This window comes from Streptomyces liangshanensis, assembly GCF_011694815.1.
Lineage (GTDB): Bacteria > Actinomycetota > Actinomycetes > Streptomycetales > Streptomycetaceae > Streptomyces > Streptomyces liangshanensis.
Window position 1 is genome coordinate 367774 of sequence record NZ_CP050177.1, and the last position, 17623, is coordinate 385396.

Annotated in this window: 11 protein-coding genes, 1 pseudogene and 1 riboswitch; of the genes and pseudogenes, 3 read left to right on the plus strand and 9 right to left on the minus strand. The window is 72.9% G+C overall.

Features of this window, described 5'->3' with window-relative positions; translation table 11 throughout:
* Nucleotides 1-5: 5 nt before the first annotated feature.
* Together HA039_RS01640 and HA039_RS01645 are read right to left on the minus strand one after the other, a co-directional pair.
* Complete coding sequence (locus tag HA039_RS01640; protein WP_167022655.1) at nt 6-1211, minus strand: LLM class flavin-dependent oxidoreductase; 1206 nt, start codon at nt 1209-1211, stop codon at nt 6-8.
* A gap of 187 nt (nt 1212-1398) precedes the next feature.
* Nucleotides 1399-1551 (minus strand): putative leader peptide, encoded by a 153-nt coding sequence (locus tag HA039_RS01645; RefSeq protein ID WP_167022658.1) that lies wholly within the window; start codon nt 1549-1551, stop codon nt 1399-1401.
* A 39-nt stretch (nt 1552-1590) separates the two neighbouring features.
* Nucleotides 1591-1705, minus strand: a riboswitch (SAM riboswitch).
* 291 nt (nt 1706-1996) lie between these two features.
* Between HA039_RS01645 and HA039_RS34300 the strand changes: the two genes are divergently transcribed.
* Entirely contained in the window at nt 1997-3208 is a 1212-nt protein-coding gene (locus tag HA039_RS34300; protein ID WP_167022661.1) for a S8 family peptidase, read from the plus strand.
* Nucleotides 3209-3341: 133 nt separating this feature from the next.
* On the opposite strand, the gene HA039_RS01655 is transcribed toward HA039_RS34300, so the two are convergent.
* The 4 genes and pseudogenes from HA039_RS01655 to HA039_RS33730 form a co-directional block, all read right to left on the minus strand.
* Entirely contained in the window at nt 3342-4157 is an 816-nt protein-coding gene (locus tag HA039_RS01655) for a DUF427 domain-containing protein (RefSeq protein ID WP_243869018.1), read from the minus strand.
* Between the two features lie 39 nt (nt 4158-4196).
* Entirely contained in the window at nt 4197-5354 is a 1158-nt protein-coding gene (locus HA039_RS01660; protein ID WP_167022667.1) for a S1 family peptidase, read from the minus strand.
* Nucleotides 5355-5619: 265 nt separating this feature from the next.
* Nucleotides 5620-6876: an outer membrane protein assembly factor BamB family protein gene (locus HA039_RS33725; protein ID WP_243869970.1), complete on the minus strand. Its 1257-nt coding sequence runs from the start codon at nt 6874-6876 to the stop codon at nt 5620-5622.
* A gap of 1590 nt (nt 6877-8466) precedes the next feature.
* Nucleotides 8467-9330 (minus strand): annotated as a pseudogene (locus tag HA039_RS33730) (serine/threonine-protein kinase); the annotation flags it as partial.
* Nucleotides 9331-9842: 512 nt separating this feature from the next.
* Between HA039_RS33730 and HA039_RS01670 the strand changes: the two are divergent.
* Nucleotides 9843-13913 (plus strand): discoidin domain-containing protein, encoded by a 4071-nt coding sequence (locus HA039_RS01670; RefSeq protein WP_167022673.1) that lies wholly within the window; start codon nt 9843-9845, stop codon nt 13911-13913.
* 72 nt (nt 13914-13985) lie between these two features.
* On the opposite strand, the gene HA039_RS01675 is transcribed toward HA039_RS01670, so the two are convergent.
* The gene (locus tag HA039_RS01675) at nt 13986-14732 is read right to left on the minus strand and encodes a DUF4232 domain-containing protein (protein ID WP_167022676.1); all 747 of its coding nucleotides are present in this window, start codon (nt 14730-14732) and stop codon (nt 13986-13988) included.
* Between the two features lie 199 nt (nt 14733-14931).
* Complete coding sequence (locus tag HA039_RS01680; protein ID WP_167022679.1) at nt 14932-16320, minus strand: serine/threonine-protein kinase; 1389 nt, start codon at nt 16318-16320, stop codon at nt 14932-14934.
* 43 nt (nt 16321-16363) lie between these two features.
* On the opposite strand from HA039_RS01680, the gene HA039_RS01685 reads away from it, so the two are divergent.
* The gene (locus HA039_RS01685; RefSeq protein ID WP_167022682.1) at nt 16364-16912 is read left to right on the plus strand and encodes an RNA polymerase sigma factor; all 549 of its coding nucleotides are present in this window, start codon (nt 16364-16366) and stop codon (nt 16910-16912) included.
* A 31-nt stretch (nt 16913-16943) separates the two neighbouring features.
* On the opposite strand, the gene HA039_RS01690 is transcribed toward HA039_RS01685, so the two are convergent.
* A complete protein-coding gene (locus tag HA039_RS01690; protein WP_167022685.1) occupies nt 16944-17534 on the minus strand; it encodes a TetR/AcrR family transcriptional regulator in 591 nt (196 codons plus the stop codon).
* Between the last annotated feature and the right edge of the window lie 89 nt (nt 17535-17623).

The window sequence follows — 17623 nt, forward strand, 5'->3', positions numbered from 1 at the left end:
CGCGCTCAGAGCGCGGCGTACCGGTTCGCGGGCCGGGGCAGGCCGAGCAGGCCGCGCAGGGTGGCCGCCTCGTAGGCGGTACGGAACGCTCCGCGCCGCTGGAGTTCCGGCACCAGGCCCCGGGTGATCCGCTCCAGGTCGTGCGGCAGGACGGCGGGCCGCAGGCGGAAGCCGGTCAGCCCGGCCTCCTGGCCTTCGAGGAGCAGGTCGGCCAGCTCGGCGGGCGTACCGGCGAAGACCCGGGCGTCGCTGGTGTACGGGGCGCCCGCGCGCTCCTCCAGGCGCGCCCTGCGGTCGGCGGCGGCGCCGGGTTCGTCGTCGAGAAGGACGACCAGGTCGCCGAAGACGTGGACCGTCTCGTCGGCGCGGCCCGCGGTGGCCTGCGCCGCCCGGATCCGGGCCAGGATCGCCCGGGTGTCGGCGGTGTCCTGCGGGGTGACGAAGCCGACGTCCGCGGAGGCCGCGACCAGGCGGAACGGTTCTTCACGGTGGGCGAGGGCGGTGACGACCGGCTGTCCCTGCGGCGGGCGCGGGGTGATGGAGGGGCCCTTGACGCTGAACCGCTCGCCCGTGAAGTCGATGTAGTGGAGCTTGTCGCGGTCGATGAACCGGCCGGTGGCGGCGTCGCGGATCTCGGCGTCGTCCTCCCAGCTGTCCCAGAGCCGGCGCAGCACCTCGACGTAGTCGCCCGCCTCGTCGAACAGCTCCTTGAGCGCGGCCAGGCCCGCGGGCGAGTCCAGCTCGTCGGGACGGAACCGGATCGCGGGCCTGCGGCCGAAGTGCGGGGCCTCGTCGGCGCGTCCGGACACCTTGACCTGGACGCCGGCCCGTCCGGTGCTGACGAAGTCCAGGGTGGCGACGGCCTTCGAGACGTGGAACGGCTCGGTGTGGGTGACGACGGCGGTGGGGATCAGCCCGATGTGCCGGGTCAGGGGCGCGACCCGGGCGGCGACCAGCAGGGCGTCGAGCCGGCCCCGTACCTGATCGGTACGGCCGTCGGGACCGGCGAAGGACGAGGACTGGAGGCTCAGGGAGTCCTCGATGGTCACGAAGTCCAGCAGGCCCCGCTCGGCCTCGGTCACCAGGTCGGTCCAGTACCGCGCGGTGAACAGTTCGCGGGGCCGGGCGCCCGGCTCGCGCCAGGCGGCGGGATGCCAGCCCGCCGCGTCGAGGGCGACGGCGAGATGGAGGGGTGAGGGTGCTGAAGGCATGGCGGTATCGCTTCCCGCTCGGAAATCTCGTGGATTCGAGGTCACGTGGACGCGGAACTCCCCTGGCCGGGAGAGCTCCTGGACATGCCGAGTGCCTTCCGCGCCGGGTCCGTTCCCGGGCGGAAGTGTCGGCGGACGTGCGTCGGAGGGCGCTGTACGTCGGGGCCGTGCGGCGGAGAAGGTGCCGCTACGGGGTGTGCCGCGGCGCGGCGTTCACGTGACCCGGACACAGGGCGCCGGCGACACGCTGGAGATCGATGTGGCGCCGGGAGAACATGCCGACGGCGCGGGGGTGGCTCGTGACGGCGAAGGCCGTACGCGTGCCGGAGCGTCCTCGCACTGCCTTCACCTCCGCCTCGACCGGTCGTGCCGGTCCGAGCTCTCGCGCTTGCGCTGCCGTCATTGGCTCCGCCGGGTCGTCACCTGGAGCACCCCGCCGCGTCAGGAGGGTTGCCGGTCAGCAAACCCAGGGCTTGTCGCTGACTCTCATAACCTGCGTGAACGGTAACTCCGCACCGGCGTCCGGCACAATCCCCACTCGACGCGCCCGCGTGCCGGGCGACTTGTAACGGGAAGATCATCGGGACGCTGCGCCGGATTGCCGAATCGTGACGGCGTACGGACAGAACGTAACGCCCCATGTCGGGGTCATGTCATCTCCCGGAAACCGTTGTCCCGCCGGACCGGGCCGGTGCATCGTCACTGGGCGGCGTACGAACACCCGTACCCCACACCCCACTTGAGGCGCGCACACCAGCTCGCGCCACTGACGCGAAGGACCCCCCATGTCAGCAGTGCGTACGAACAAGCGGCGCTTCGCCACCGCGATCGCCACCGCGGCGACCGTGGTCGCGATCATCGGAGCGGGCACGGCCCTGCCGGCCCAGGCCGCCCCGGCCGAAGGCAGAGTCCTGCACGCCGGCGCCGCCGACGCCGTCAGCGGCAGCTACATCGTCACGCTCAAGAAGACGGCCGGTTTCTCGGCGCGGGCCACCCAGGGCAAGCAGCTCATCGCCGAGTACGGCGGCAAGGTGAAGCGGACGTACTCCTCCGCGCTCAACGGGTACGCCGCCACGCTCAGCGGCACCGAGGCGGCGCGGCTGGCCGCGGACCCCGCCGTCGAGTCGGTCGAGCAGGACCAGAAGGTCTACGCGACGGCCACGCAGACCAACGCCCCCTGGGGCCTGGACCGCATCGACCAGGCGAACCTCCCGCTGAACGGCACGTACACCTACCCGGATTCCGCGGGCGCCAACACGACCGTCTACGTCCTGGACACGGGCGTGCGCATCACCCACCAGCAGATCGCGGGCCGCGCCTCCTACGGATACGACTTCATCGACAACGACGCCACCGCGCAGGACGGTTACGGCCACGGCACGCACGTCGCCACCACCGTCGCGGGCTCCACCTACGGCGTGGCCAAGAAGGCGAAGATCGTCGCGGTCCGGGTCCTCGGCAACGACGGTTCCGGCACCACGGCCGGCGTCATCGCGGGCGTGGACTGGATCACCGCCAACCACGTGGCGTCCTCCGTCGCGAACGCCTCGCTCGGCGGCGGCGTCAGCACCGCCCTCGACAACGCGGTGAAGAACTCGATCGCCTCGGGCGTGACGTGGGCCGTCGCGGCGGGCAACGCCAACGTGCCGGCCACCAACTCCTCCCCCGCCCGGGTGCCCGCCGCCCTCACGGTCGGCGCCACCACCAGGACGGACGCGAGGGCCTCGTACTCCAACTACGGCTCGGCCGTGGACATCTTCGCCCCCGGCTCCGCGATCACGGCGGGCTGGAACTCCTCCGACACCGCCACCTACACCGGTGACGGCACCTCGTTCGCCGCCCCGCACGTCGCGGGCGCGGCCGCGATCTACCTGACCAACCACCCGGGCGCCTCGCCGGCGACCGTGGCCGCCGCGCTGGTGAACGGCGCGACGTCCAACGTCCTGACCGGCATAGGCACGGGCTCGCCGAACAAGCTCCTCCGGCTCGTCCCGTAACACCTGTCATCCCCGCGGCACCACCCGTAACGCCCGGCGGACACCGCCGACACGTGTGAGTCCCGCCGCCCGGACCCCGGGCGGCGGGACTTCGGCGCGCGGCGCGCGGGCGGCACGACGCCCCGGACGGAACCTACTCGCTGCTCCCCCGCCCGCTGGACGCCTCGTGCGTCGCCCGGGTGAGCGTCGGCGGCCGCGGCTGGAGTTCGCCGTCCAGGTACAGGTCGACCCGCTCGTTGTAGAAGGCGACCAGCCCGGCGATCGGCGTGAGCTGACGCGTCGGGAAGTCGTACGCCCACACCACGTCGTCGTGGACACCCGCGGGGGTCTCGACCGACCAGTAGCCGCTCGTCTTCCCCTTGTACGGGCAGGAGGTCACCGTGTCCGTGGGCAGCAGGAGGGTGAAGTCGACGTTCAGCCGGTCGAGGTAGTAGCGGGTGGGCAGGCCCGTCTCGAACACCATGACGGAGGAGTCCGCCTCGGCCAGCACGACCCCGTCCAGCTCGACCCGGATCTCACGCCCGGAGCGCAGGGCGTCGACCCGGGTGTACGGGCTCCTCGGGTGGACGAAGACCTGCTCGTCCTCCTCGTACCACGCGTCGAGCGCCTCCCACCGGAACCTGACCGTCCCCTCCAGGCCCTCCGACGCCCCCTCCGCCCACAGCCACCCCGCGTCGGGCACCACGGTCTCCCCCGCCTTCAGCCCCTGGCGGCGCGCGGGACCGGGGGCGAGCTTGAGTACGCGGTCCTCGTCCACCAGCTCGCAGTCGACCAGGTCGGCGACGGGGACCGAGTACTGCGGATAGCCGGGCCACTCCCACACGTACCGCGCCCGCAGGGTGTCCACGACGGCGCGCCCGCCCAGGAAGCCCCGGATGCGCCGGGGAACCGGCTCGACGTGGCCCGCCGGTGTGATCATCTTTGGCTGGTTCGGCACCGATTCGGTCATGATCCCCATTGTCCACCGGGGCCCGACCGCCCGCATCCGTCAGGCCGTGTGCAGGGTCAGCCCGTACCGGCTCAGCACCGGATTGATCGGCTGGTAGAACGACTGGCCGCCGCTGGTGCAGTTGCCCGAACCGCCCGAGGTGATGCCCTGGGCCTGGTCGCCGCTGATGTACGAGCCTCCCGAGTCACCGCCCTCGACGCAGACGCTCGTCCCGGTCATCGCGTACACCGCGCCCTGGCTGTAGTTGACGGTGATGTTCTTGCCCTGGATGACACCGCAGCGCCAGTGTGTCGTGGAGCCCGACCGGCAGATCGACGCGCCGACCGGCGCCTCGTTGGAGCCCCGGACCAGCTGGTCGGAGACCGTGCCCCAGCCGAGGACCACCGGGACGGTCCACCAGCCGCTGCCGACGTTCACCCACGCGTAGTCGTTGCCGGGGAACGTCGATCCCTGGAAGTTGCCGATGTACGAGCGGTCCCAGCCGTACACCGCGGCGCCCGTGCCGCCGCAGTGACCGGCCGTCACGAACCCGCCGTACACGGAGAAGCCGATGGAACAGCGGACGTTGCCGGTGTAGTACGGGTCGCCGCCGACCGTGCCCGCGGCCGTCGTACGGGGCGCCTCGGCGGTCTCCTCGACCGTGACGGGCCCGGTCGTGAGCGCCTTCGCGACAAAGGCGCGGACATCGTTGTCGTCCGCGTGCTCGGCGACCACGTTCACGACGACCCGGTTGGTCCTGGGGTCGACCTGCCAGCTGCTGACACCGGCCGGCGCGGAGAGCGCGTCGATCCGCTTCTTCGCCGCGTCGAGCTGCCGCTCGCTGTGGCGCACCAGGCGGACGGCCGCCCCGGTGGCCCGTACGGCGGCGGCCTTCCCGTCACCGGCGAGCGCGACGGTCAGGATGCCGTCGGCCGGGTCGAACCACGAGCCTCCGTAGGAGGATCCCGCCGCGCGGCGCGCCCGCGCGTCGACGGCCGTCGCCGTCCTCTCGGCGGCGAGGCGCGCGGTGGCCTGTTCCTCCGTCAGCCCGAGGTCCTTGCGGAGCGCGGACAGCAGACCCGCGGAGGCGGGAGCCTCGGCGGCGGGCGCGGACGGGGCGGCGGGGGCGGCGGCGGCCGGGGCGAGCCCGGCCGCCGACCAGGCGCCGAGCAGGAGGAGGGCGGACAGGCCGGTACGTAGGACGGTGTGACGTCGCATGGGAGGTGGCCCTTCTGTGTTCCAGAGATGTGGGGGTGGAACAGCAGGCGTCTGAGAGCGCTCTCAGGCGTGCCAGGCGGAGCCTAGTGGAGGTTCATGGTCAGGTCCATGCCAAGTTCAGGACTCGACCGATCCGGTCGCTTTCCCGCCGGGCGCTCGTCGTCGCCGTACGCTCACGCCCCGCCCGTCCGCGCCCTCCCGGCCCGCTCGCTCCCCCGCCCCCCGCCGCTCACTCCTCGCCCGCTCACCCTCGCTCCTCGCCCGCTCACTCCCCGGCGTGCGGGCGGAGCGGGTCGACCGAGCGCAGGGAGCCGTTCGCCAGCGTCACGATCGCACCGCCCGTCCGCATCGGAACCACCCCCTGCTGCATCCCCGAGGTGCTCGTCCCCATCGCGGCCGTCTGCCAGCGCTTGCGCCCCGTCCGCAGGTCGAGCGCCACCAACCGCCCGGTGTAGCTGGACAGGTAGAGCGCGCCCTCCCGCTCGGACGCCGTCGGCGGTCCCAGCAGGTCCACGCCGGTCTCCCGGCTCCACACCTGGTCACCGGTGCGCGGATCGACCATCGTGACCCGCCCGGTCTCCTGGACGAACACGACGTGGCGGCCCACCGCCGACGGCCTGCCCTCGGGACGCGAGGGCAGCTTCACCGTCCGCTTCCCGCCCGTACGGACGTCGACGTCCACGACGGAGGTGTACGCCGCCTCCGGGCCGCCCGCCGTCATCAGGAGGCGCAGGACGCCGCCCACGATGCCCGTCGAGTGGGTGACCCCCTTCACCTCGGCCACCTGCTCCGGCGTGCCCTTCGCCGGGTCCAGCCGCAGCAACGTCGTCCGCCGGCCGTCGGGGCCCACCGAGCACAGGGCGTACGGCACGTCGCCGGACACCAGGGGCTCGCAGTCCGCCCCTTCGGGCACCGGGGTCGACCACAGCCGGTCGCCGGTCGCGGCGTCACGCGCCACGAGCGAACCGGCGTAGAAGTCGTCGTGGGTCAGCACCGCGTCACCGAAGAACAGGGCCGCCCGGTTGGCCACCCGTTTCGTCCAGAGGAGTTTCCCGGATTCCCGCTCCAGGACGATCAGGTCGGCCCGCAACCCGTCGCCCGAGGCCGGTCCGACCACGAGCACCTGCCCCGACCGTACGTCGATCGCGCCGGGCGACCCCACGCCGGTGTACGGGACCCGCCAGACCACCTTGCCCGAGGCGGCGTCGAGGCGGGCGGCGGTGAAGCCGTCGCCGTGGCAGTAGAGCGCGAGCCCGTGCGCCCGGCAGCCCTCGACGGCGGCGAAGGAGGCGTTGCCGTTGGAGCTCGGCAGCGTGAGTTTCCACGGCTTCCACCCTGCGGGCAGGGCCGCCTCCCGCGAGGGGACGGACGTCGCCGGCGGCGCCGGCGGGCCGCCGGACGCGGCCGGCTCCTTGCCCGAGCCGTCGGTCAGCAGAGCCGCCCCGACCCCGAGGCCGGCCACGGTGACGGCGGCCGCGGCAGCAAGCGAGATCCGCCGCCGAAGCGCCCGCCGAGACCGCACCCCGCCCCCCAACGCGGAAGCACCCCCCGGCCCGGACGCACCCACGGCCCCCGCCCCTACTCCCGGGCTACCCGCCACCCCAGCGTCCACCACGGCCCCGACACCCTTGCCCGCCGACCCGGGCTCCACCACGGACCCGCCCGCCCCGGCCCCGGGGTCGCCCCCATCCCCGACGCCGACCGCCGGTCCGTCACCAACCCCAGCCCCAGAACCCGCCGCAGACATGACGCCAACCGCAACCGAAGGCCCACCACCCACCGCAACCCCGGAAACGGGCGCCGACCCAGAACCGGGCCCAGCGTCACCCGCAGCCCCAACACCCGCCCCAGGCCCCGAAACGGACGCAGCCCCAACACCCACCGCCGATCCGGCGCCACCCGCAGACCTGACCCCGGCCTCGGCCGCAGGCCCAAGATCAGTCGCAAGCCCAGCGTCAACCGCAGACCCACCGCCGACCCCGAGCCCCGGAACGGACGCAGCCCCAACACCCGCCGCCGGTCCGGTACCACCCGTAGCCCCGGCCCCGATCCCGACCGCAGGCGCGGGCGCAGGCCCAGAGCCCCCCACCGTTCCGGCTCCAACCGCAGACCCAGAACCTGCCGCCGGCTCAGCGTCTGCCGCGGGCCTGACGCCAGCCGCATCCCCGAGCTCAACCGGCGGCTCACCACCCGCCGCAAGGCCCGAAGGGGGCACAGACCCAGGGCCAGCCGCGAGCCCGGCCCCAGCCGCAGCATCCGCCGCACGCCCGGGCTCGGAACCAGAACCGGGCGCAGCCCCAGAGCCCCCCGCAAGCTCGGCGCCAACCGCGGACCCAACCCCGGTCGCAAGCCCGGGAACGGGCACAGGCCCAGAACCCGCCGCCGGTCCCACATCAACGGCAGACCCTCCGCCGGCGGCAGACCCAGGTTCCGGCACAGCCCCAACGCCCGCCGCAAGCCCCGCATCCCCGGCGGTTCCGCTGTCAACCGCAGCCGCAAGCCCGGAAGCGGGCACAGGCCCAAGACCAGCCGCAAGCCCAGCGCCAACCGAAGAGGCACCGCCCGCCGCAGGCCCCGGAACGGACTCAAACCCCACACCCGCCGCCGATCCGGCGTCACCCGCAGACCCAACCCCGACCCCGGCCGCAGGCCCAGGGTCGGGCGCAGACCCAGGTTCCCGCACTGGCCCAACGCCCGCCGTAAGCCCGGCATCCCCGGCGGTTCCGGCGTCAACCGCAGCCGCAAGCCCGGAGGCGGGCACAGGCCCAGGACCAGCTGTAAGCCCAGCGCCAGCCGTAGAGCCAACACCTGCCCCAGGCCCCGGAACGGACGCAGCCCCAACACCCGCCGCCGGTCCGCCGCCGCCCACAGACCCGATCCCGGCCGCAGGCTCAGGAACCGGCGTGGGCCCAAGACCAGCCGCAAGCCCGGCCTCAATCGCAGAGCCAACACCCGCGCCAGGCCCCGGAACGGACGGAGACCCCGCACCCACCGCCGATGCGGCATCAGCCGCAGACTCGACCCCGGCCGCAGGCCCAGGAACGGGCACGGGCCCAAGTCCAGCTCCAAGCCCAGCGGCAACCGCAGAGCCACCGCCCGCCGCGAACCCAGCAGCCGGCGCATGCCCAAGATCGGCCGTCCGCGGCGAGGCGGGTGGCGCGGCGGGCGCAGGAGTCGGGGCAGCCGTCTCGACGGACAAACCGGCCTCCCCGACAAATCCGCCCGCAAGGGCGGACCCCCCGTCCTCCGGCAGCTCCTCCAGCATCTTGGCCAGGTCGTCCAGCCCCGGCCGCCCCGACGGGTCCTTCGCCAGGCAGCGTTCGACGATCGCGCGCAGCGGCGGTGCCACGGCGTCCAGCTCGGGCCGCTCGTGCACTACCCGGTACATCGTGAGGTAGGGGTTCTCGTCGTCGAAGGGCCCCCGCCCGGTGGCCGCGTAGCTGAGCAGCGCGCCCAGCGAGAAGATGTCCGAGGCGGCGGTCACCTCGCGGGGGCGGCTCAGTTGCTCCGGCGACATGAACGGCGGGGTGCCGAGGACCCGTCCGGTCGTCGTGTACGACTGGTGGTCGGCCGCGCGGGAGATGCCGAAGTCGATGACCCGTGGCCCGTCCCCCGCCATCAGCACGTTCGCCGGTTTGAGGTCGCGGTGCACCACGTCGGCGCGGTGGATGTCGTCGAGCGCCTCCACCAGCCCCAGGGCCAGCCGCCGTAACTCCGCGGGCGGCAGCGGGCCTTCCCCGCCCACCCGGTGCGACAGCGTGGGGCCCGGCATGTAGAGCGTCGCCATCCAGGGCTGTACGGCGTCGGGATCGGCGTCCACCACGGACGCGGTGAAGGCTCCGCTGACCCGCTTGACGGCGGCGATCTCCTGCTTGAACCGGGTCCGGAACTCCTCGTCCCCGGCCAGTTGGGCGTGCACCACCTTGACCGCCACCCGCATGCCGGAGGCCGAACGCGCCAGATAGACCACGCCCATGCCCCCGGAGCCCAGCCGGTCCAGCAGCCGGTAGCCGCCGATCGACTCCGGATCCACCGCGTTCAGCGGCACCCGCCCACGCCCTTCCCCCACCGACTCGGCCCACCGACGCCACCCACCCGCCGCACCCTCGCGGCCGGCCGACGCCCGGGGCTGTCCCGCCCCATGCCCGACCGATGCCCCGCCGACGTCCGGCCGATTCCCGGCCAGCGTTCGACCAACGTCCGGCCGACGTCGGCCGATCCCCGGCGGGCGCGCGGCAACTCCTGGGCAGCAGTCTGCCGGGCGCCGCGATCTCCGTCACGTCGGCGGCCACATTTCCCGTCGTGTCCCTCGCGCCGACCCACCGGCCGACCCACCCCCCGCCCCGCCCACCACCTCGGTTCATCACGTCGGAATCGCCCCGACTCTTGACAGAAACGGCGGCGGATTACAGCCTATGGCAACGTTGTCAGGCGAGCTGAGCCAGGTCGCCTGCTCCTGCGGGCCCACCTGGAATGGACGTCTTGCACATGTCGAATCAGTCGCCACACCCCTCCCGTCGGTCTGTCGTCGCCACGGGATCGACCCTGCTCGCGGGCCTCGGCCTCGGGGTCGCGCTTCCCGGGACCAGCCGCGCCGCGACCTCCGCGGCCGGCGGCGCCACCGCCGCGCGCGGTGAACTCGCCGCCTACCGCCCAGTCTCCGTGTCCTCCACCGACTACGCGCCGACCCCGGCCGAGTTCGTCGTGGACAAGCTCAACTCCGGGGGTGTGCGCGGCACCGGCTGGCGCGCCGCGGCCGGCGACCCGCAGTGGATATCCGTCGACCTCCAGGCCGACTGCACGGTGGACTCCATCACGCTCACGTTCGAAGGGACGTCGGCGGACCCGGTCTTCGTGCCTCCCACGAGCGGCAACCCGCGCACCGACACCACCGGCCAGGAGATCCTGTCCAGCTACGCGGTCGACTTCGTGGTCGAGACGTCCCGTGACCAGCGCACCTGGACCACCGTCCAGCGCGTCACCTCGGGCAAGGGCGGGCTCGTGGAGATCAAGCCGGCCAAGCCGGTGCTCGCCCGGTACGTACGGCTCACGGTCAGCAAGCGCTCCAACGCCAACCCGCTCGGCCTCAACGGCTTCGAGGTGTACGGCACGGCCAAGGGCCACCGCCCCGCCGCGACCGGCTGGACCGACTGGGGCACCCACACCCACAAGGCCCCCGCGCTGGAGGTGGCCGACGACGGCACCGTACCGCTGGAGTCGGGGTGGACCCTGACCATGGACGACTGGGCCGGTGGCGAGGGCGCCGACCTGTCGCGTACGGCGGTGGACACGAGCCGCTGGCTGCCCGCGACGGTCCCCGGCACCGTGCTGGCGACGCTGGTCGACCAGGGCCATCTGCCCGACCCGGTGGCCGGCCTGAACAACCTGCACGTCCCCGAGGCCCTGTCCCGCCACTCCTGGTGGTACCGGCGCGGCTTCAGCCTGCCGAAGGGGCTGCGCACCGGCGCGGGGCGCCACGTCTGGCTGGAGTTCGACGGCGTCAACCACAAGGCGGACGTGTGGCTCAACGGCAAGCAGGTCGGCGGGGTGACCTTCCCCTTCGCCCGCTCCGCGCACGACGTGACGAGCCTGCTGGTGAGCGGCGAGCAGGCGCTCGCCGTGAAGATCTCGCCGATGCCCTTCCCCGGCAGCCCCGGCGACAAGGGGCCGGCCGGCGAGTCCTGGGTCGACGCGGGCGCCAACATGATGAACCGCAACTCGCCGACGTACCTCGCCTCCTCGGGCTGGGACTGGATGCCGGCCGTACGTGACCGCGTCTCGGGCATCTGGAACCACGTACGGCTCCGCTCGACCGGCCACGCCGTCATCGGCGACCCCCGGGTGGACACCAAGCTGCCCGACCTGCCGGACACGAGCAGCGCCGAGGTGACGATCGTCGTCCCGGTGCGCAACGCCGACTCCACCGACCGGCAGGTCACCGTCACCGCCTCGTTCGACAAGGTGAAGGTCTCCAAGAGCGTCACGGTGGCCGCAGGCGCCACGGCCGATGTCACCTTCGCCCCGGCCGACTACAGCCAACTGCGGCTGCGCAACCCGAAGTTGTGGTGGCCGAACGGCTACGGCGAGCCGAACCTGCACGACCTGACCCTGGTCGCGTCGGTCGGCGGCGCGGAGAGCGACCGGCGCACCACCCGCTTCGGCATCCGCCAGTTCGGCTACGACTTCGAGATCAAGCTGCCCTTCACCGGGGGCAGCGACGCGTACACGCAGTCCGTCGACCTGGGCAGCCGCAAGGCGCAGTACGTCCGGATCAAGTGTCTGACGCGCGCCACGAGTTGGGGCAACTCGCTGTGGACCCTTTCGGTCTTCGACAGCAGTGTGCCCGGTACGGACCTGGCCAAGGGGAAGACGGCCACCGCCTCGTCGGTGGACGACCCGGGGAACCCGGCGTCCCACGCCACCGACGGTGACCCGTCGACCCGGTGGTCCTCGTCCTTCGACGACAACCAGTGGATCCAGGTCGACCTGGGCGCGTCCGTCTCCTTCGACCGGGTGGACCTCACCTGGGAGCAGGCGTACGCGAAGACGTACGTGGTGCAGGTCTCCGCCGACGGCGAGACCTGGACGGACGCGAAGTCCGTCGACAACTCGGCCGTACCGCTGCCGTTCCAGAGCGGCGACGCGAGCCTCCAGACGGTCGACTTCACCTCCAGGACCGGTCGTTACGTCCGGATCAACGGCGGCGCCCGCGCGACCAGTTGGGGCAACTCGCTGTGGACGCTGTCGGTGATCGACACCGCCGCTCCCGGCACCGACCTCGCCCTGCACAAGGCGGTCACCGCGTCGTCGGAGGACGGGTCGAACAAGGCCGCGAACGCCACCGACGGCAATTCCGGGTCCCGTTGGTCCTCGGCCTACGAGGACAACCAGTGGATCCAGGTCGACCTGGGTTCGTCGGTCCCGTTCAACCGCGTGGTCGTGGTGTGGGAGGCGGCCTACCCGAAGACGTACACGATCCAGGTCTCGGACGACGGGAAGACGTGGACGGACATCACGTCCATCGACAACACTCCCGACCCGCTGAAGATCAGCGTGAACGGGGTACGGGTCTTCTGCCGGGGCGGCAACTGGGGCTGGGACGAGCTGCTGCGCCGCATGCCCGCCGCCCGGATGGACGCGGCGGTGCGGATGCACCGCGACATGAACTTCACGATGATCCGCAACTGGGTGGGGTCGGTCAACCGCGAGGAGTTCTTCGCGAGTTGTGACGAGCACGGGCTGCTCGTCTGGAACGACTTCCCCAACGCCTGGGCGATGGACCCGCCGGACCACGACGCGTTCAACACCCTGGCGCGGGACACCGTCCTGCGCTACCGCATCCACCCCAGCGTGGTCGTCTGGTGCGGCGCCAACGAGGGCAACCCGCCCGCGGCGATCGACAACGGGATGCGGGACGCCGTCGAGTCCCAGGCGCCCGGCATCTTCTACCAGAACAACTCCGCGGGCGGCATCGTCACCGGCGGCGGCCCCTACGGCTGGGTCGAGCACGAGCGCTACTTCTCGCCGTCCACGTACGGCAGCGGCAGCTTCGGTTTCCACACCGAGATCGGCATGCCCGTGGTGTCGACGGCGGAGAGCACGCGGAACATGGTCGGCGACGAGCCCGAGTGGCCCATCGGCGGCGCGTGGTTCTACCACGACTGGAGCACGCGCGGGAATCAGGCGCCGCAGAACTACCAGGCCGCCATCGAGACGCGCCTCGACACGGCACACGACCTGGACGACTTCGCGCGCAAGGCGCAGTTCGTCAACTACGAGAACACCCGCGCGATGTTCGAGGCGTGGAACGCCAACCTGTGGAAGGACGCCAGCGGCCTGATGCTGTGGATGTCCCACCCGGCGTGGCACAGCACGGTGTGGCAGACGTACGACTACGACTTCGACGTCAACGGCACCTACTACGGGGCGCGGTCGGCGTGCGAGGCCGTGCACGTCCAGGCCGATCCGCAGAGCTGGCAGGTCATCGCCGTCAACCACACGCCCGAGGCACTGAAGGGCGCGACGGTCTCGGCGCGGTACTTCGACCTGTCGGGGCGGCAGCTCGGCGCGACCCGCAAGGCGCGGGTCGACGTGTCCTCGTCGACGACGACGGACGCGTTCACCGCCGCCTGGTCGGCGGACCAGCCGGACTTCCACCTGCTGCGGCTGACCCTGGAGGACAGCCGGGGCAGGACGCTGTCGGAGAACACGTACTGGCGCTACCGCCAGGCCGCCGACATGAAGGCGCTCAACCGCGCGAAGGCCGTCAAGGTCTCCGCCGACCTCGGCCGGGTGACCAAGGCGGGGGCGCGCCGCGAGCTGACCGCGACCGTCCACAACCGCGGGTCCGCGGTGGCCGCGATGGTGCGGCTGTCGCTCCTGGACGCGACCAGCGGGGAGCGGGTGCTGCCGACGCTGTACAGCGACAACTACGTGTGGCTGCTGCCCGGTGAGTCGCGGCGGGTCACGCTCTCCTGGCCCGCCGAGGCGCTGCCGTCGGGCCGGCCGGCCCTGCGGACCGAGGGCTGCAACGCGGCGCGGGCGGTGACGCGCGCCTGATCTCCCACGCGATGTGAGAAGGGCCGGGAGCGAGCGCTCCCGGCCCTTCTCATCTTCAGGTCGCGGTCCGGCTCAGGCGCCGGTGCCCGCCGCGAACACACCGACGCGGGGGACGGACGCCTTGCCGGTGTTGGTCACCGGGCCGCCGGTCCAGGCGGCCTTCAGCGCGTCCTTCTCGTCGGGCGGGGTGATGAGCACCGACGCCGGGGTGACCGTCGTGACCCCGGTGATCTCGGGGTTCCCGAAGGTCATGGGCGCCCAGGCGCTGCGGCCGGGGGCGAGCTTGACGAGCGTGCCGGTCACACTGGTGCGCTCGGGGTCCACCGAGACCTGCTGTCCGGCCTTGTTGAGGAAGGCGAGCCCGGGGAAGCCGTCGACGGTGCAGGTGTGTCCGGACTTGTTGGTCAGGACGAGCGCGAAGTTCTCCTGCCCCGCTCCGGGCTCGTTGGGGCCGACGGACGCCTTGAGCTCCGAGGTGTGGCAGCGCTCGGTGCCCGCCGATCCGCTCGTGGCGCCGCCGCGCGTGGGCGTGCCGGTGGTGCCGGTGGTCTTCGTGGCCGAGCCGGTCGAGGTGGTGCCGGAGGTGGTCGTTCCCGCGTCGGGCGTCGGTGTGGCCGACGCGTCGCCGCTCACGGGGACGGCCGCGCCGCCGACGGTGTGCGGGGCCGAGGCGGCCGGGGTGTCCTTGCTCCCGCAGCCCGTCACCAGGGCGGCGACCGCGACCACCAGGGCGCCGCCCGCCGCGAGCCGCGTGCTCCGCCGGTGCCGCGCGAGCGCGGACCGCTGTCGTACGGGGAACGTCTCCTCGTTCTCGGTCATGTCTGCCGTCACTCCTTCTCCGTACGAGGTCCTTCCGGACCGTCATCCCCGCACCACCCCGTGCCCGGGCGCCTGTGGCCCGGTGCGGTGGTGCTCCACAACCGGTTCGATGACGGGCCCGGCCGGAAAGTTCACGGCTGTCGCGGGAAACTTCCGGCGGCCCCCGTACAGGGTCCTGGTCGTGCCTTTCGGATCCCGCCTACCCCGAGACGCGTAGGCTGTGCAGGATCCGGTCGGTCGGGTCGTCGCCGCCCGTACCGCGTCTGATCTGGACGTACGCCTGCGGGGCGCCGTCCCGTACCGGTGTGAGCCCGATCTCCTCCAGGGACCGGCCGGCCGTGCCGCAGGACGACCACGTCCGTACCCGGCCGCGCCAGGAGGCGTCCGTGTACGTACGGCTGCCCTCGTACCGGCAGGCGCGGTGGCCGATCGTACCGACCCGGTCCACCAGGCCGCGGTCCGCGCCGAGGCCCACGAACACCCCGCTGACCCCGCTGCCGAGGTCGGGCCAGCGTGCCACATCCCCGGCCACGGTCAGCCCCGCCGCGTGGTGGTCGGGCAGGCCGAGCGCCTCGGGCGTCCATCCCGACCCGGCCAACTGGCCTGCCCACGCCGTCGGTACGTCGACGTGGATACGGCCTGTGGCGTCGCTCACGCGCTCCACTGCGGGCGGCGCGGGATCGGCCTGCCACCGTACGGCGGCGACCGTGCCGAGCGCGACCACGGCGAGGGCGGTCAGCGCGGCGACCAGCCGCGCGGGGCCGATCCGGCGGCGTCGGCGACCCGCCTCGGACCCGGCCTGCCCGGCCAGCCGTTCCAGTTCGAGCGCGAACGCCGCCGCGGTCGGCCAGCGCCGCTCGCGGTCGCTCTCCAGCGCGCGCAGGACGGCCCGCCGGATCTCCGGGGGCAGCCCGGGGCGCAGCCGGTCCGGCGGCAGGATCTTCCCGGGCGGGCCGGGGACCACCCCGGTCAGCAGGTGGTAGAGCAGCGCGCCGAGGCTGTAGACGTCGGCGCGGGCGTCGATGCCGTCGCTCTGGTCGAGCTGTTCGGGCGCGGCGTAGCCGGCGGACCCGACGGTGAGGGTGAGCCCGGACGCCTGGGCCAGGCTCTTGGCGAGGCCGAGGTCCGCGACGAGGACCCGTTCCCCGCCGTCGGGGGCGGTCGCGACCAGGACGTTCGACGGCTTGATGTCCCGGTGGACGGCGCCGGCCCGGTGCAGGGCCGCCGCTCCCCTGGTCGCCGCCGCGGTGAGCCGCAGGGCCTCCGCCACGGGCAGCGGCCCGGCGGTGAGCCGGTCCTCCAGCGTGCCGCGGTCGGCGTACTCCATGACGAAGTAGGGCCGGTCCTCGGAGTGCTCGCCGATGTCGAAGACCTGGACGAGCCCGTCGGAGGCGGCGCGGCGCAGCAGCCGCGCCTCCGACAGGAAACGCTCCCGGATGTCGAGCCGGTAGGCCCAGTTCTCCGCCATGACCTTGATGGCGACGGGCGCCTGGAGCCGGTCGTCGTGGGCCAGCCACACCACGCCGAAGGCGCCCGTGCCCAGGCGTCGCTCGACGCGGTATCGACCGATCCACTGAGATGAGGACATGTGATTATCATGCCTGGGTGATTTCACTCTGCACGCACACCCCATGAGCGGGCCCCCCGACACCGAGGCGCTGGCGCGGCGCGCCGCGGCCGGTGACGCGGCGGCCCTGGACCAGCTCCTGCGGGAGATCTGGCCCGAGACCGTCCGGCGGTGCGGGCGCTTCCTGCTCTTCCGGGAGGACGCGGAGGAGGCGGCGCAGGACGTGCTGCTCCAGGTCTCGCGCAACATCCACCGCTTCGAGGGCCGCAGCCGGTTCAGCACGTGGCTCTACACGGTGGTGGCCAACTGCGCCCGGCAGAAGTACCGCGAGCTGAAGCGCCGGGCCGGCGAGATGCCCCTGTCGTCCGAGGTGACCGGCCGCGCCGATCCGCGGACGACCAGTGTGATCGCCGGGTCCCGCGTGGACCTGCTGGAGGCGCTGGAGCGGCTGGAACGGGACAGCCCGCACCTGGTGGAGCCGCTGGTCTACCGCGACATCTGTCAGATGGAGTACGCGGAGATCGTGGAGCGGATGGGGATCCCGCTGGGCACGGTGAAGTCCCGCCTGCACCACGCCCGCCGCCAGGTCAGACCCTGGCTGGCCGGGAACTAGGGCACCTCACCGCCGGGCCGCCGCCCGCCCCTCAGTGGATCCCCGCCGCGTCCAGCAGGGCGGTGGCGGTGGTCAGGGTGATGCCGTCCAGCTTCTCGCCTGCCGCGCCCGCGAGCGTGGCGCCGCCGTCGTACAGCATGATCAACTGCCGGGCGAGGGTTTCGGGGTCGGCCGCGCCGCCGCGCGCCGCCTCGTCGCGGAAGAAGTCGCGCATCCGGTTCTTGGCCGCCGCCGCCGCGCGGCTCGCGGGGTGCTCGGGGTCCTTCAGCTCGACCTGCACGGACAGGAAGGGGCAGCCCCGGTAGCCGGGCGTGGTGGCGAGCCGCTCCAGCTGTTCGAAGAGGTGGAGGATCCGCGCGCGGGGCTCGTCGGGCGCGCCGGTGCGCGGGATCAGGATGTCCAGCAGGCCCGGCGTCGCCTGTTCCACGGCGGCGGTGAGCAGCTCGTCCTTGCTCGCGAACAGCTCGTACATCGAGCGCTTGGAGACGCCTGCGGCCTTCGCCAGCGCCTGGATCCCGATGCCCACGCCCTCCTGGTAGAAGAGCTCGGCCGCGGTATCGAGCAGGCGCTCACGGGTCGCGTCCCCGGGGACGGGGCGGGCTCCGGTCCGTGATGCGGTCATGTGAGGAAGGTTACTACTCGGCATTGGACGCACAAAACCGATCGGTTTACACTCGGGCCCGAGAGAGATAAAACCGATCGGTTTTGGGC